The sequence below is a fragment of the Bradyrhizobium sp. MOS002 genome (assembly GCF_003020115.1).
Classification (GTDB): domain Bacteria; phylum Pseudomonadota; class Alphaproteobacteria; order Rhizobiales; family Xanthobacteraceae; genus Bradyrhizobium.
Genome location: NZ_PYFX01000002.1, coordinates 839338 through 855174, shown reverse-complemented (window position 1 = coordinate 855174; position 15837 = coordinate 839338). Strand labels below are relative to the sequence as shown.

The 15837-nt window shown below is 63.6% G+C and carries 13 protein-coding genes; 8 read left to right on the top strand and 5 right to left on the bottom strand.

Annotated features, from left to right (window positions below):
* Nucleotides 1–40: 40 nt before the first annotated feature.
* A complete protein-coding gene (locus C7G41_RS08720) occupies nucleotides 41–1828 on the top strand; it encodes a peptide ABC transporter substrate-binding protein (protein ID WP_106942132.1) in 1788 nt (595 codons plus the stop codon).
* Between the two features lie 577 nt (nucleotides 1829–2405).
* Here the strand turns inward: C7G41_RS08720 and C7G41_RS36905 are convergent.
* Nucleotides 2406–2588 (bottom strand): hypothetical protein, encoded by a 183-nt coding sequence (locus tag C7G41_RS36905; RefSeq protein WP_146159754.1) that lies wholly within the window; start codon nucleotides 2586–2588, stop codon nucleotides 2406–2408.
* Nucleotides 2589–2712: 124 nt separating this feature from the next.
* Entirely contained in the window at nucleotides 2713–2907 is a 195-nt protein-coding gene (locus tag C7G41_RS08705; protein WP_106942129.1) for a hypothetical protein, read from the bottom strand.
* An 87-nt stretch (nucleotides 2908–2994) separates the two neighbouring features.
* Between C7G41_RS08705 and C7G41_RS08700 the strand changes: the two genes are divergently transcribed.
* Nucleotides 2995–3510 carry a ferritin-like domain-containing protein gene (locus tag C7G41_RS08700; protein ID WP_027519885.1) on the top strand — a complete coding sequence of 172 codons (516 nt, stop codon included), beginning with the start codon at nucleotides 2995–2997 and terminating at the stop codon, nucleotides 3508–3510.
* Nucleotides 3511–3574: 64 nt separating this feature from the next.
* On the opposite strand, the gene C7G41_RS08695 is transcribed toward C7G41_RS08700, so the two are convergent.
* Complete coding sequence (locus C7G41_RS08695) at nucleotides 3575–4432, bottom strand: SDR family oxidoreductase (protein ID WP_106942128.1); 858 nt, start codon at nucleotides 4430–4432, stop codon at nucleotides 3575–3577.
* Between the two features lie 63 nt (nucleotides 4433–4495).
* Entirely contained in the window at nucleotides 4496–6307 is a 1812-nt protein-coding gene (gene treZ / locus C7G41_RS08690) for a malto-oligosyltrehalose trehalohydrolase (RefSeq protein ID WP_106942127.1), read from the bottom strand.
* Between the two features lie 334 nt (nucleotides 6308–6641).
* Here treZ and glgA point away from each other — a divergent pair, with 334 nt between their 5' ends.
* From glgA to C7G41_RS08665, 5 genes are all read left to right on the top strand, one after another.
* Nucleotides 6642–8051 (top strand): glycogen synthase GlgA, encoded by a 1410-nt coding sequence (gene glgA, locus C7G41_RS08685; protein WP_106942126.1) that lies wholly within the window; start codon nucleotides 6642–6644, stop codon nucleotides 8049–8051.
* A gap of 74 nt (nucleotides 8052–8125) precedes the next feature.
* Complete coding sequence (locus tag C7G41_RS08680) at nucleotides 8126–8383, top strand: DUF3606 domain-containing protein (protein ID WP_106942206.1); 258 nt, start codon at nucleotides 8126–8128, stop codon at nucleotides 8381–8383.
* A 43-nt stretch (nucleotides 8384–8426) separates the two neighbouring features.
* Nucleotides 8427–10664: a glycogen debranching protein GlgX gene (gene glgX / locus C7G41_RS08675; RefSeq protein WP_106942125.1), complete on the top strand. Its 2238-nt coding sequence runs from the start codon at nucleotides 8427–8429 to the stop codon at nucleotides 10662–10664.
* 96 nt (nucleotides 10665–10760) lie between these two features.
* Nucleotides 10761–11054 carry a hypothetical protein gene (locus C7G41_RS08670; protein ID WP_106942205.1) on the top strand — a complete coding sequence of 98 codons (294 nt, stop codon included), beginning with the start codon at nucleotides 10761–10763 and terminating at the stop codon, nucleotides 11052–11054.
* 146 nt (nucleotides 11055–11200) lie between these two features.
* A complete protein-coding gene (locus C7G41_RS08665) occupies nucleotides 11201–12472 on the top strand; it encodes a DUF892 family protein (RefSeq protein ID WP_106942124.1) in 1272 nt (423 codons plus the stop codon).
* 3 nt (nucleotides 12473–12475) lie between these two features.
* On the opposite strand, the gene C7G41_RS08660 is transcribed toward C7G41_RS08665, so the two are convergent.
* A complete protein-coding gene (locus tag C7G41_RS08660; protein WP_106942123.1) occupies nucleotides 12476–15592 on the bottom strand; it encodes a DEAD/DEAH box helicase in 3117 nt (1038 codons plus the stop codon).
* Here C7G41_RS08660 and C7G41_RS08655 point away from each other — a divergent pair.
* The gene (locus C7G41_RS08655; RefSeq protein ID WP_106942122.1) at nucleotides 15591–15821 is read left to right on the top strand and encodes a hypothetical protein; all 231 of its coding nucleotides are present in this window, start codon (nucleotides 15591–15593) and stop codon (nucleotides 15819–15821) included. The genes C7G41_RS08660 and C7G41_RS08655 overlap by 2 nt on opposite strands.
* The last annotated feature ends 16 nt before the right edge of the window (nucleotides 15822–15837 follow it).

Sequence of the window (15837 nt, the reverse complement as noted above, 5' to 3'; positions counted from 1 at the left end):
TGGCCGGTGACGGACTTGTCTGCGAAGTGGGGATCATCCGATGAACGAGAACGAAATCCGCAAGTCGATCGCGGAGGTGAAGCAGGGCACGCTGTCGCGACGCTCGTTCATGCAGACGATGGCTGCGATCGGGATCGCGGCGCCGGTCGCGAGCCAGATCCTGGTCTGGAACGACGTGGCGATGGCGGATGCTACGTTACAATACAAGCCGACCAAGGCCGGTGGCGGCGGGCCGCTCAAGATCCTGCTCTGGCAGGCCCCGACGCTGCTCAATCCGCATTTCGCGCTCGGCACCAAGGACCAGATCGCCTCGCGTGTCTTCTTCGAGCCGCTCGCCGGCTGGGACAAGGAGGGCAACCTCGTCCCCTGCCTCGCAGCCGAGGCTCCGTCCAAGCAGAACGGCGGCCTTTCGCCGGACGGCCTGAGCGTGACCTGGAAACTGAAGCAGGGCGTGAGGTGGCATGACGGCAAGCCCTTCACCGCCGACGACGTCGTTTTCACCTGGCAATACGCCTCGGATCTCGCCACGGCGGCGTACACCACCGGTTCCTACAAGGACATCACGGTCGAGAAGATCGACGACTACACCGTCAGAGTGCTTTTCAAGGCCCCCACCCCATTCTGGGCCGACCCGTTCGTCGGCTCGGTCGGTCCGATCCTGCCGAAACATCATTTTGGCGACTATGTCGGCGCGAAGTCGCGCGAGGCGCCCGGCAATTTGAAGCCGGTCGGCACCGGTCCCTACAAATTCGTCGAGTTCAAGCCTGGCGACCTGATCCGGGCCGAACGCAATCCCGACTATCACGTCAAGAACCAGCCGCATTTCGACACGCTGGAGATCAAGGGCGGCGGCGATGCAGTGTCCGCGGCGCGCGCCGTGCTCCAGACCGGCGAATACGACTATGCCTGGAACATGCAGGTGGAGGAGGAGGTCCTCAAGCGCATGGAGGCCAGCGGCAAGGGCAAGCTCGACGTCACGCCCTCCGGCAACGTCGAGTTCATCATCCTCAACACGACCGACCCGTGGACCGAAGTGGACGGCGAGCGCTCCAGCCCCAAGACCAAGCACCCGACGCTGTCCGATCCCGCCGTTCGCCGCGCGATCAACCTGCTGATCGACCGCGAGTCGATCCAGAAGTTCATTTACGGCCGCGGCGGCATCGCCACCGCGAGCTTCGTCAACGCACCCAAACAGTTCAAGTCGACCAAGCTGAAATACGAGTTCGACGCCGACAAGGCCAACAAGGTCCTCGATGAAGCCGGCTGGGCCAAGGGCGCGGACGGCATCCGCGAGAAGGACGGCAAGAAGCTCAAATTCGTCTTCCAGACCTCGACCAATGCGCCGCGTCAGAAGACGCAGGCCATCATCAAGCAGGCCTGCCAGAAGGCCGGCATCGAGATCGAGATCAAGGCGGTCACGGCATCGGTGTTCTTCTCGTCCGATGTCGGCAACCCCGACACCTACTCGAAGTTCTATGCCGACATGGAGATGTACAACACCACGCAGCCGCAGCCCGACCCGGAGCGCTTCCTGAACCAGTGCGTCTCCTGGGAGATCTCCAACAAGGACAACAAATGGCTCGGCCGCAACGTCTCGCGCTGGTCCGATCCCGAGGCCGACAAGGCCTACAAGGCCGCGCAGAACGAGCTTGATCCGGTCAAGCGCGCCGCGCTGCTGATCAAGGTCGACGAAACTTTTTGCGAGGCCAACGTGTTCCTGCCGCTTCTATCCCGCAACATCGTCAACGCAGGGGTCAACAACCTCATGGTCGACATGTCGGGATGGGACGTCACGACCTGGAATCTGGCGAGTTGGTATCGCAGCTGACGCCGGAGAGGCTGAACGCGCGATCTCCGCCTCGGCAAACCAGCTCAATTCTTCAGCTCAATTCCTGCCGGCGAATTGACGGTCGAGGTCTGACGCCGTGTCGGCGCTTCTCAGCCGTTTCATCAGCTCATCCCTCTCCCTGCCCTCGGGCAACGACTCGGCCTGTTCGCGGATGGTCCTGGTGAACTCCGCAAGCCGCTCTTGAAGCGTGGTGGTTTGCTGAACGCGACGCCGCCTGAGCACGATCGGGTCTCCATGTCATGGCACCATGCCATGCCTTTCGGATGCCAATGATAGGGGCGAGCGCAGCCATGTCTGTATCAAATGATATAGTTCAGGCCATTTGTAACCGACGCGCTCTGTTCACATGTGAACAGTCGGAGCTGCCTTCAGGTGCCGGTCCGGAACGAAAATGACGGCTGTTTCATTGACGCGACGAGACAGCACGGACGCGCCATGGGCAAGATATTGATCAGCACCGCCGTCGTGAGCCTGGCACTCATCATTGCCTTCGCGGTCTTTGTCATCACTCTGTGATTTTGCGACAGCAGAAGCGAATGATGCTGCGGCTCGGCACTCACCCGCGCGCGCAGCAATCGACCAGCAGGTCCCAGATCCGCTGCGCCTCGCCCGATGCGCGGGTTTCGAGCCCCTTCTCCGGGTTGGACTTCGAATAGGCCGCCACCGGGCGCGCTTCGCGCGGCACGATCCATCGCTGCGAGAGCGGGTCGTACCATTTTCCGATTATCATCTCAGTCACGCCGATCGACTCACAGGTTTGACCCTGGGCGGAGCACTACAGCTCATGGGCTTGGTCGAATCCCGTTCGCCGCGCATCGCCCATTTTACAAATCGGCTTCTCGCCCGATCGTTCCTGCCGCGGCTCAGCCCGGCCGCGCCGGATGAAGCGTACGGGGATGCCGCTCGTGCAGCAGCCGCGCGAGCTCTTCCCGCTCCGCAGCACGTCCCTTCATGGCAGTCTCGAACAGCGCTTCCTGGATGTCGCGGGGCATGTCGCCCCACACGTCCATCGCCGCCCGTCCGAGCAGGCCCGCAAGATGATCCGCACCATCGCTCATTCGGCTCTCCCCGATCTGGTCACAGGAATGGAACAGCTAGCGGTGTGCAGCGTTCCAGTTCCATCATTGACAAAGGAGACGTCGTTTATGGGTTTCTTCACCAAGGACATCAAATCGATGGAAGACCTGCTGCTTCACGGGCTGCAGGACATCTATTACGCGGAACAGCAGATCCTGAAGTCGCTGCCGAAGATGATCGACAAGGCGACCAACAGGGACCTCGTCACCGGACTGAAAGCTCATCTGGAAGAGACCAACAAGCAGGTCGACAGGCTGGGCAAGGTGTTCGCGAAGCTCGGCAAGGAGCCCAGCGGCACACACTGTCCCGCCATCGACGGCATCATCAAGGAGGCGGATGAGACCGCTGGCGAGATCGAGGACAAAGCCGTGCTCGACGCCGCGATCGTGGCCAACGCACAGGCCGTCGAGCATTATGAAATGTGCCGCTACGGCACGCTGATCGCATGGGCGGAGGAACTCGGGCACGACGACATCGTGCGCTTCCTCACGACGAACCTGAACGAAGAGAAGGCCGCCAACACCAAGCTGAACACGGTAGCACTTCGCAAGGGCGTCAATGCCAAGGCGTCCAGCGCCGCTTGATCAATACGTACTGAACGTGGCGGCCCCTGCTCGCGGGGCTGCCACGTTCTCGTCGCACGTTCGGTCAGATGAACGGCTTCCCGCCGGTGACCGCCAGGGTCGCTCCCGATGTGTAGCTCGAGAGCGGATCGGCGAGCATGACATAGGCGGTCGCGAGTTCTGCCGGCTGGCCGGCCCGTTGCATCGGCACCTGTTTGCCGAAGTTCTTGACCTTCTCCTCCGGCATCGTCGATGGAATCAGCGGCGTCCAGATCGGCCCCGGGGCGACCGCGTTGACCCGAATGCCCTTCGCCGCCAGCATCTGGGCGAGCCCACCGGTAAAATTCTGAATGGCGCCCTTGGTCGTGGCATAAGCCAGCAAGGTCGGATTTGGCATGTCTGAGTTCACCGACGCGGTGTTGATGATCGCCGCCCCCGGGCGCATATGGGGCACCGCAGCCTTGGTGAGATAGAACATGGCGTGGATGTTGGTCTCGAACGTCCGCTGCCATTCCTCGTCGCTGATATCAGCGATCTCCTTGAACGTGTCCTGATGGGCCGCGTTGTTGACGAGGATGTCTATTGCGCCGAACGCCTCGACGGTGCGGGCGATGATCGCGCGACAATGATCGGGATTGCGGATGTCGCCGGGGATCAGGATGGCCTTACGTCCCTCGCGCTCCACCAGCGCCTTGGCCTCGGCGGCATCCTCGTCCTCGTTCAGATAGGCGATGACGATGTCCGCGCCTTCCCGGGCATAGGCGATCGCGACCGCGCGGCCAATGCCACTGTCGCCTCCGGTAATGATTGCCTTTTTTCCGGCCAGGCGCCCGGCGCCCTTGTAACTCTCTTCGCCATGATCCGGTCGCGGATTCATCGCGCCCGTCGAACCGGGCATCGGTTGCTGTTGCGGAGGATAAGGCGGCTTTGGATATTCGGTCATGGAGCGGCTCCAGGGATTTGCTCCGCTAACGGAAGGCTTTCGGAAGCGTTCCTCGCCGTTCCATCACGCCTCCTCGCCAAGCCGCACGATGATGTCGTTCGGCAACAGGGCTGGCGCGTCGACCGCGCCCAATCGCCATAGGTTCTCGCCCGCAACCAGCGCCGGCATAGGTAGTTCGCGGTCGGAGAAATTGGCGACAATCTGCAAGATGTCTCCCTTCTGCGTCCGCCAACGGGCATCCAGTCCGCCCGTGCGAGGGTTCTCCCCAAGCAACTTGCAATGAGCCGATACGAAACCCCGTTTGATCATCGGCACGATCTTCTCGCGCCGTATCTTCAGCAATTGCGCTGTCAGGCCGCGAAACCTGGCGCTGGCGGGAGAGCGGTCTATGCCGGTCCAGTCGAGCTTCGATGCCTCATAGGTTTTTTCATCGCACGGATCCGGAATACTGGCGCGCGTGTCGGGCGTCGAGAAAGCCTTGAAGTGAGAAAACTCCTTGCGCCGCCCTTCCCGCGTCAGTTCGGCAGCCTCGCCGGACCAGTCCGCGAAGAACAGGAAAGGCGTGTCGGCCGCAGCTTCCTCACCCATGAACAACATCGGAATATGCGGGTTCAAGAGAACCAGCGCCATGGCTTGGGCCAGCTTCTCCGGACCGACCAACCTGGAAAGCCGCTCCCCGAACGCGCGGTTGCCGATCTGGTCGTGGTTCTGGGCGAAGAAGATGGTGGCCTCGGGCGGCAGATGCGCGCTCGGCTCTCCGCGCGGTTCGTCATGCAGCGGAAAGACTTCGCCCTGGTAGGCAAAGCCTTCGGTGAGCGATCGCGCGAGATGTTCAAGCGGCTTGTCTGCGAAGGCGCGATAATAGCCTTCGTCCTCGCCCGTCAACAGGACGTGGAGTGCGTTGTGAAAATCATCGCCCCATTGCGCGTCATAGAGCCGGGTTCGCCCTTGCGCCCGGTCGAGCAGGCCTGCCCGATTGGCCTCGTTCTCCAGCATCAGATGCACGTGCCGGCCCACCAGCCGACTGCGGACCGTCTCGGCAAGCTCGACCAGGAAATGGCGCTCGGAATCGTCCCTCAGCGCGTGAACGGCGTCGAGCCGCAAGCCGTCGAACCCGTAGTCGCGCAGCCACATCAGCGCGTTCTCGATCAGGAACTCGCGCACGAACGCGCCGTCGTGGCCCTCGAGGTTGACGGCAGGGCCCCAGCCGGTGCTGTGGCGCGTCGTGAAGAAATCTTCCGCATAGAGGTGCAGATAGTTCAGCTGCGGCCCGAAATGGTTATAGACGACGTCGAGATAAACCATGATGTCGAGGGCATGCGCCGCGCGTAACAGCCGCTTGAGGTCTTCCGGCCTGCCGTAGCGCGCATTTGGCGCATTGAGCAGCACGCCGTCGTAGCCCCAATTGTGCCGGCCGGGAACGTCATTGAGCGGCATCAGCTCGATCGCGGTAATGCCGAGATCGCGCAGATAGGGCAGCTTCTTCTCGACGCCGGCATAGGTGCCTTCCTCGCTGAAGGTGCCGACATGCAGCTCGTAGATCACGGCCTCCGCCCAGGGGCGACCGGGATAGAGCACCGGATCCCGGAACGCCGCGGTGTCGACCACCTCGCTCGGCGCCCCGACGTCGTCCGGCTGGAAGAACGAGGCGGGATCGGGAACGACCAGCTTTCCGTTGATCCTGAACTGATAGCGCGTGCCGATACGCGCGGTGGGGCTCAACCATTGGTACCAGCCATCCTCGTCGCGCGGCATCCGGTGTGACGGCTGGCCGGTTTCGAGCAATTCGACCAATTGCGCCGTCGGTGCCCAGAGATTGAAGCAGACCCCCTCATCGAGGCATCGAGGACCGTGGTGTCGCGCTTGCCCGGCCATTCCCAATCTGTGACTCAAACCCGGCCGCCTTTGCGTGCATGCTGGAAGTTACGACACGCTTGGCGAGGTTCGATTTTACGATCGCTTAAGCATGCTCAGGACGGGAGAAGCCGAAATGCAGGCATTCGTTCCTTAGGCGAGCGCCGTACCCGGCCCACACGCTCTGTGTGCACTTTTGGACCGAAGACGAAAAAAGTCTCTTCGGTGGCGAAAGTTAGGAACGTTTGTTGCGGCGCGGAATTCAGGATTTGCGCTCCGTTGGGGAAGCGCGTTGGAATTTTCGAAGATGGTTGGCAGAGGCCAGTGTTGTCCCTTGGGCCGGGGGGCCTAGCGCATGCGGATCCTTTTCGCGACGCCCGAAGTATCAGACTTCATTCAAGTGGGTGGACTCGCCGCCGTCTCGGCGGCTCTCCCGCGCGCCTTGCGCGACTTTGCCGACGTCCGCGTCATCATCCCCGGCTACCCGGCGGTCCTGCGCGGGTTGCACGACCTGACGACCGTCGGACGGTGCCAGCCATTCGCGGCCCTTCCGGCCTTCGCGATCGATCTCGGGCATACTGCCGACGGCATGACCTATTACGTGGTCCGATGCCCGGCGCTGTACGAACGCGACGGCACGCCCTATGCCGATGGTCGAGGAGCCGATTGGGGCGACAACAATGTCCGGTTCGCGACCTTCTCTTATGCAGCCGCGCAAGTCGCGAGAGGATTGGTCGACAAGGATTGGGCCGCCGATCTCGTCCATGCCAATGACTGGCAATGTGCCCTGATCCCCGGCTATCTGGAATGGCACTACGCGCACATTCCAACTGTGTTCACGATCCACAATCTCGCCTATCAAGGTGTCTTCGACCGCAGTTCGGTCGCGCCGCTGGGGATTCCCGAGGCGAGCTTCAACATTGACGGCGTGGAATTCTACAATCGGCTGTCCTTTATCAAGGCGGGCCTCGTCTACGCTTCCCACCTGACGACCGTCAGTCAGACCTATGCCCGCGAGATCACCACTGCCGAGTTCGGCTGCGGTCTCGAAGGGCTGTTGCGGCAACGGGCCGATCGCAACCAGCTTTCCGGCATCTTGAACGGAATCGACGAGAGCTGGGATCCGCGCACCTGCTCCTCGCTGTTCCAGCCGTTCGGCGCCGGTGACTGGGCCGAACGGTCATTGAACGCCGACGATGTCAGGGAACAGTTCGGACTGGCGGTCTCAAGAGGTCCCCTGTTCGCGCTCGTGGCGCGCCTGGTGCACCAGAAGGGCGTCGACCTCGTGATCGAGAGCGCGCAAGCGATCGTCGATGCGGGCGGCCAGATTGTCGTGACGGGCAAAGGCGAAACGCGGTTCGAGGAGGCGCTGCTGCAGGCGCAGGTGCGCGCGCCGGGCTCGATCGCCGTGAAGATCGGCTTCGACGACGCCGAGGCACGAAAGATCTTCGCCGGCAGCGACTTTACCCTGATGCCGTCGCGCTTCGAACCCTGCGGGCTGAGCCAGATGTATGCCCAGCGCTTCGGCTCGCTACCAATCGGCCATCGTACCGGCGGCCTCGCCGAGACGATCGTGGACGGCGAGACCGGATTCCTGTTCGACCGCGCATCGGCCCCCGGCTTTCTCGGAAGCCTTTGCCGGGCCTTTTCCACCTTCGGCATGAAGGACCGGCTCGATCATATGCGGCGCGCGGCCATGGCCCAGGCCTTCAGTTGGACACAGTCGGCCAAGTCGTACGCCACTATCTACAAATCCTCGATCTAGACGGGCTACTGCAAGACGAGCAGGGAACGGAATCGCCTGAGGGACGGTTGCAGTTCTACACAGGAGTCTTCGCCATGCGCCGCCCGAAGCCACAGCCGATCCGCAACAAGCTCGACCTGGCCGACCGTACTCAGGTGCGCCTCGTCAGAAAGCGTCTCGGACTGTCCGACGCAGAGCTGACCAGCATCGTCGAGAGGATCGGCAACTCGATTGCTGCCATCAGCAAGGAGGCGGCGCTGCAAAGGGCAGCCACACTGCCCAAGCCGGACGAAGTGCCTCCTGGCGCAGTCATCGCTTCTGCGGCAGTTGGCGAGCTGGCGACGCGGAAGTGACGGCAACTGCACCAAATTCTTGAAGGGCTATTCGGGGGCAACGATGGATCAAACAGTACATTCGGATGACGCCCTGACGCGGGCGGCCTCGAGCCTGCGCCGCTCCCGCATCAGCGAGGGCAAGCCGTTTCCGCTTGGCGCCACCTGGGATGGGCTCGGCGTCAATTTCGCGCTGTTTTCGGCCCATGCCACCAAGGTCGAACTCTGCCTGTTCGACGACAGCGGCGAGACCGAACTGGAGCGGATCGAGCTCCCCGAATATACCGACGAAGTCTGGCACGGCTATTTGCCTGCGGCCCGTCCCGGCACCGTCTACGGCTACCGCGTCCATGGCCCCTACGAACCCGACGCGGGACATCGCTTCAATCCCAACAAGCTCGTGCTCGATCCCTACGCCAAGCAGCTGGTCGGCCGGTTGCGCTGGGGACCGGAGCTGTTCGGCTACCAGCTCGACCATGTCGACAAGGATCTCTCCTACGACGAACGCGACAGCGCGCCCTTGATGCAGAAATGTCGCGTCATCGACCCGGCCTTCACCTGGGGCGCCGCGCGCAAGCCGGAAGTGCCGTGGGAGCGGACAATTGTCTACGAGATGCACGTCAAGGGTTTTACCCAGCTGCATCCGCTGGTGCCTGACGCAGACCGCGGCACGTTCTCGGGCCTCGCACATTCTGAGGTTCCGGCCTATCTGCGGTCGCTCGGCATCACCAGTGCGGAATTGTTGCCGATCCATGCCTTCGTCGACGACAGCTATCTGGTCGAGAAAGGCTTGCGCAATTACTGGGGCTACAACTCCCTCGCCTTCTTCGCGCCGGAGCCGCGTTACCTCAAGACGCCGCTCGCGAACGAATTCAAGGCCATGGTCAACCAGTTCCACGCCCATGGCATCGAAATCATCCTCGACGTCGTCTACAATCACACCGCGGAAGGAAACGAGCTCGGCCCGACCCTGTCGTTCAAGGGCATCGACAACGCCAGCTATTACCGCCTGCTGCCGGACCAGCGGCGCTACTACATCAACGACACCGGCACCGGGAACACGGTGAACCTGTCGCACCCGCGCGTGCTCCAACTCGTCGCGGATTCCCTGCGCTACTGGGCGACCGAGATGCGGGTCGACGGCTTCCGCTTCGACCTCGCCACCATCCTGGCACGGGAGCCCTATGGTTTCGACGAAGGCGGCGGCTTCCTCGATGCTTGTCGCCAGGACCCCGTGCTCTCCAGCGTCAAGCTGATCGCCGAGCCCTGGGACATCGGTCCGGGCGGCTATCAGGTCGGTCAGTTTCCGCCGGGATGGGCGGAATGGAACGACAAGTTCAGGGACACCGTTCGCGCTTTCTGGAAGGGCGACGAGGGATCGATCGCGGACTTCGCCAAGCGCGTGTCTGGATCCGGCGATCTCTTCAACAAGCGCGGCCGCCGGCCATGGGCCAGCGTCAACTTCGTCACCGCCCATGACGGCTTCAATCTCAATGATCTCGTCTCGTACAACGACAAGCACAACGAAGCCAATGGCGAGGACAATCGCGACGGCCATAGCAACAATCATTCCTGGAACTGCGGCGCCGAGGGACCGACGGACGATCCGGACATCACGGCGCTGCGCGAGCGCCAGAAGCGCAATCTGCTGGCGACCATGCTGCTGTCCCACGGCACACCCATGCTGCTTGCTGGCGACGAATTCGGACACACCCAGCACGGCAACAACAACGCGTACGCACAGGACAACGAGACCACATGGCTCGCCTGGATGGGCATCACCGCGAACGGCCGCAGCCTTCGCGAATTCACGCGCAAGCTGATCGCCACGCGCAAGGCATTTCCGATTCTCTATCGCAGCCGCTTCCTGGTCGGTTCCCACAACGAAGAGCTGGACGTGAAGGACGTGACGTGGCTCGCGCCGTCCGGTGAGGAAATGACGACGGAGCAGTGGCAGGACGGCAACGCCAAATGTTTCGCCTTGCTGCTCGACGGCCGCGCCCAAGAGACCGGGATCAAGCGCCGCGGCTCGGATGCAACCATGCTGCTGATCTACAACGCCCATCACGACGTCGTCAATTTCACCTTGCCCGCCGTCGCCGAGGGACGCAGCTGGCTCGGGTTGATCGACACCAATCAACCGGAGGGGCAGATGCCTGCGTTCGAGTTCGGGCACGTTTATGCGATGACCGGGCGGTCCCTGGTGGTGTTCGGTCTCGCCACCGAGAGCATCGCCACGCGCCGCCTGCGCCAGGGTCTCGGAGCGCTGCTGGACGTCGCGGAGGCGCCGCTACCTGGATAGTTCGTCGCGATGCGGTGAGCCGACGCTTCGAGTTGACGGAACGCACGCAGGTGACCGGCGTTCGAGCAGATGGGGCATCAATCGGAGAACACCGAGATGAAGTTCACAGGTGCCGTTATCCTCGCCGCTCTCGCGCTGTCTGGAGCAGCCTGGGCGCAGGCCAGCAAGCCTGACGTTTCGTCTGCGCCGAGCGCGCAGAATTCGGGAGCCGGCATTGCCGGACAGCCCGGCAACAAGAACGGACCGGCCGCCAAGCCCGATGAAACCGTCGGATCAAGCTCGACGAGCTCCACTGGCAACACCGCCGTGCAATCGCAGGACCCGGCGCATATTCAGGGCGCACCCGGTAACAAGAATGGGCCGCCCGCCAAGCGTCCGGACCAACGCTGAGCGAATACGTCCACTATCTGCCGATCGACTTCGAACGACCTGCGCCCGATATCATCGGCGCAGGTCGTTTCGCTAGGAACGAACGCTGAAGCCGCCCGTTCGGAAGACACCTTCTTTTCCTGTCCTTCCAATCCGAGAGTCCCTCCATGTATCACCACGTCAAGAAGCTGATGTTCACCGTTCGCGTCGACGAGCCGGATCCCCGCTTCGGCAACATGCTGCTGGAGCAGTTCGGCGGCGCCAATGGCGAGCTCGCCGCCGCGATGCAGTACTCGATCCAGGGATTGAACTGCGAAGACCCCGATCGCAAGGACCTGCTGATGGACATCGGCACCGAAGAGCTCAGCCATCTGGAAGTGGTCGGCACACTGGCGCGGATGCATCTCAAGCCATCGAAGTTCGACCGCCAGGCGGCCGAAGCCGATCCCCTCATCGCCATCGCGGGTGGCGGCGGAGTCAATCTCTTCAACTCCCAGGGCAATGCCTGGACCGCCGACTATCTGAAGATCACGGGCGAGCTCGACGTCGATCTGCGCAGCAACATCGCCGCGGAGGCGCGGGCCAAGATCGTTTACGAGCGGCTGATCAATTTCTGCGACGACGCCGGCAGCAAGGACGCGCTGCAATTCCTGATGACGCGCGAGATCACGCACATGAAGGCGTTCGCGCTGGCGCTCGAGAGCATGGGCAAGCCGGCCTTCAGCATCGGCCGCATCGCCCCGACACCCGGCCTCGTCGACCAGTTCTTCAACGATTCCACCGGCGCCGGCGATCATGGCGAGATCGACACGCGCGGGCCGTGGAACGAGGGGGGCGATTGGGTCTTCACGGACTCGCCGGCAATCCAGGCGGGCGAGCCGGGTCCGGCCTCGGCCATCGTCACCGAGAGTTCGCCCCCGGCGGACGAAGCGGGTCTCGGCGATCTGCTCATCAACGAGCTGCGCGATATTCTGCACGCCGAGAAGCAGTTGACCAAGGCGCTTCCCAAGATGGCGGAGGCTGCCCGCTTCGACCAGCTGCGCGAGCTGTTCGAGCAGCACCTCGCGGAGACGGAAGCCCAGGTCGAGCGCATCAACGAATGCTTCGAAATGCTCGGCAAATCCGCCCGCGCCAAGCCCTGCAAGGGCATGATGGGCCTCGTCGAGGAGGGCCAGGAAGTCATGGCCGAGGGCGAGGACAAGGAGGACGCGGCGGCCGACCTCGCCCTGATCGGCGCGGCGCAGCGCGTCGAGCATTACGAGATCGCGGGCTACAGCACGGCGCGCAACCTCGCCCAGCAGCTTCGCCACAGTGCCATCGTCGCCCTGCTGTCGAAATCACTGGCCGAGGAGGAGAACGCCGATCAGCTCCTCAACCAGGTGGCTCGCACACTGATGTCGGTGGCGAAAATGCCCGCGGCAGTCGAGCAGACCGAATGATCCCTAGGCGTCCAGCAGCTCGAGGAATTCCTCGACCCGGCTGAACGGATCCTCGTCGCGGCGGCCGGCGTGAACGACCCGGTCGCCGTCGCGCTGCAGCGATCGCGCCTGCGACTTCCCTCTGGATTTCCGCAGCCGCCCCGGCAGGAACGTCGCGGCGACGGCTTCGGGCCCGACATCGAGCCTGACGATGCCGCGCCGCTTGCAATCGATCCGGAGCCTGGCGGATGCAAAGAAGTCGCGGGCCTCCGGCGGAAGCCTGCCGAAACGACGCGAGATCTCCTCCTCCAGATCTTCCAGATCGTCATCGCTTCGGCACCTGGCAGCGCGCCCATAGATCTCGAGCCGGACCGCTTCCGATTGCACGTAGCCTTCGGGCAGCATGTCGGCCAGCGGCATATTGAGATCGGGCACCCACAGATCGGCGCCGGTGTCGCTGGTGCGCTCGGAGGCCAGCTTCAGAAGGTGACTGTAGAGCACGGGTCCGAACACCTGGACGTGCCCGGACTGCAGTTCCGAGAACAGATCGCCGGCGCCCCTGAGGTCGAGGTCGCGCTCGCTGATCGCAAAGCCGGCACCCGGCTTGCTGAACTCCTCCAGCACGGCCAGACGCTTCTCGGACTGCTCCGAGGTCGTTTCCGTCAGCAGATGAGCAAACGCGCGCGTGCCGCCGCGTCCCACCCGTCCTCTGAGCTGATGAAGCTGCGCAAGTCCGAACTTTTCGGGCCAGCACACCACGATGGTGTTCGCGCGCGGAATATCGAGACCGCTTTCCACGATATTGGTCGCCAGCAGCACATCCGCCTCGCCATCGACGAAACTCATCATGCGGTCGTCGATCTCGTCCACTGGCAATCTGCCGTGAAGACAGACGATGCGCAGCTCCGGCGCCACCGATTGCACACGAGCCAGCATCGGCTCCAGATCCTGGATGCGCGGGCAGATCAGGAAGCTCTGACCATGCCGCCTGCGCTCGCGGAGCAGTGCTGCGGCAATGGCAGCCTCTGACAGCGGCGCGATCCTGGTCACGATGGGAAGGCGATGAACCGGCGGCGAGGCGATCACGCTGAGATCCCTGAAGCCGGCAAGGCCAGCAGCGAGCGTGCGCGGGATCGGCGTGGCGCTCATCCACAGCGAATGCACCCCCTTGGCGAGGCCTGAAAGCTTCGCCTTCTCCGCCGCTCCGAAATGCTGCTCTTCGTCGATGATGACGAGGCCAAGATCGGCGAACTTCACGTCCTTTGCCGCAAGCGCCTGCGTGCCGACCACGACTTTCAGCGTGCCGCGCCGCAGCCCTTCCTTGGTCTCTCGCGTCTCCGGGCCCGAACTGGCCCGCGACAGGCTTCCCACCTCGATCCCGAGGGGGCCGAACCGCTTGCGGAAGGTTTCGACATGCTGCCGCGCCAGCACGGTCGTCGGTGCCGCGATCGCCACCTGCTTGCCCGACAGCGCCACTGCGGCTGCCGCCCGCAGCGCGACCTCGGTCTTGCCGAAGCCGACGTCACCGCAGATTACCCTGTCCATGGGATGGCCCGCCGCAAGATCGTCGAGGACGTCTTGAATCGCCTGGGCCTGGTCCACTGTCGTGAAATAAGGGAAGCGCGCGACGAATTTTTCGTAAGCAGCCCCCGGCGGCACCAGTTTGGGTGCGCGGCGGCGGCGGCGCTGGCTGATGTGCTTGGCGAGCGCCTTGGCGGCCACCTGGATTTCCGCTTCCGCCTCGGTGCGCCGCGCCCACCAGCTGCTGCCGTCCGCCTTGTCCAGCGCCAGCTTGCCGGGCTCGCCGGCATAGGGCCAGATCACTGCAAGATCGGCCGGCGGAACGAGCACGGCATTGTCGCCCGCGAATTTGAGCCTGATCATCTCGCGCCGCGATCCCCGCCCCATGTCGAGGGTCTGCAAGCCATCGAGCACGGCGAGCCCGCGTTGCAGATGGACGATGGCGGCGCCCTTTTCCGGCACGTCGGGATGATCGAAAGCCGGATTCCAGGCGCGCGCCATCGGCTGCGGATGATGGGCCCGGCTGCCGAGCACGTCGGATGCGGTCACGACGACAAGCGGCTTGCGGCCTGAGCCAATGAACCCCGCGTCGAAATCGGCCAGCAGCGCGCCTTCGCGGCTGCGTGCCTTCGTCACCTCGCTCCAATCGGCCAGGCGCTCCGTCTTGATGCCGCTCATGCGCTCCATCGCGCGAAGGTCGTCCTCGACGGCCGCGAAGAACAGCAGCCGCGATCCGCCGCGCTGCATGTCGGCGACGAAGGCGCGAAGCGCCTTGCGCGGCGAGGCCAGCTTCGAGAACTCCGGCGTCGAGATGAAGGCGGCCTTGCGCGGCAGCACGCAGATGCGCTTCTTCAGCTGCTTCCAGTCCGCCTGCCCCAGATACTCACGCTCCGCATCCCTGCGGCCCGCCGCTTCCTCGATCGTGCCCATCCAGCTATCGGCGTGGGCCGACACCCCGGCATCCGCGATCCATCGCGCGCGACCGCAGTAATCCGGAAGCGTCGCCCGCTGTCCGCGCGTAGCTCCCAGCGCGATCCGCTCGGACATGGGATCGATGATCAATTCCGCGGTCTCGTAGACGACCTCGTGCTCGATCGGATCGACCGCGACGATCTTGCGGATCGTGTCGCCGGAATGCTCGATCCGGAAGGGAGCGAGCGCACCGGCGGGAAACACTTCGAACGTCTTGCCGTGGAACAGGACGCCGCCCGGATACTCCGCCTCTTCGTCGAGATCGTAGCCGAGAGCTTCCAGCCGCGTCTCCAGCTCGGGCTCGGAATAGGGCGCGCCCACCTTCAGCGTGAGGCTCGACCGCGACCAGCTCGCCGGCAGCGGCAACCGTTCCATGATCGCTTCCGCGGTGGATACCAGGAAGACGGGCTTCTTTGCCTTGGCGAGACGCCGCAGCACCGAGCTGCGCCGGCCCGCGATCTCGCGGGATGGCTCGAGGCCGTCGAAGGGTAGCGTGTTCAGCCGCGGAAACACCAGCACGTCGACCGAGGGATCGAGGGCGTGGATCACGCCGCCCAGCCGCTCCGCCCTGCTCTCGTCATCGCAGAGGAAGACGAGGCCGTCGCGGCCGGACTTGTCCCACTGCTCGAGCAGATGCAGCGCCAGCATGCCGAGCGGCGACGAGGAGGCGACCGCGGAACGCGAGGCGCTCTTGTCCGGGCGCTTGCTTGTCGAGCCCGTGCTGTTCGAACTCTTGCTTCTCGCGCTGTTGCTTTTCGAGCCTTTGCCTCTTGAGCTCTCGCTCTTTGAGCTCTTGCTTTTTGTCTTTATCGCGCCGGTCGTGGCCCGGGCTTTCCTGGTGGGCGCCAATGTGTATCCAACTTTGTTTCGCAAATAGAGACGAGCGACGACGA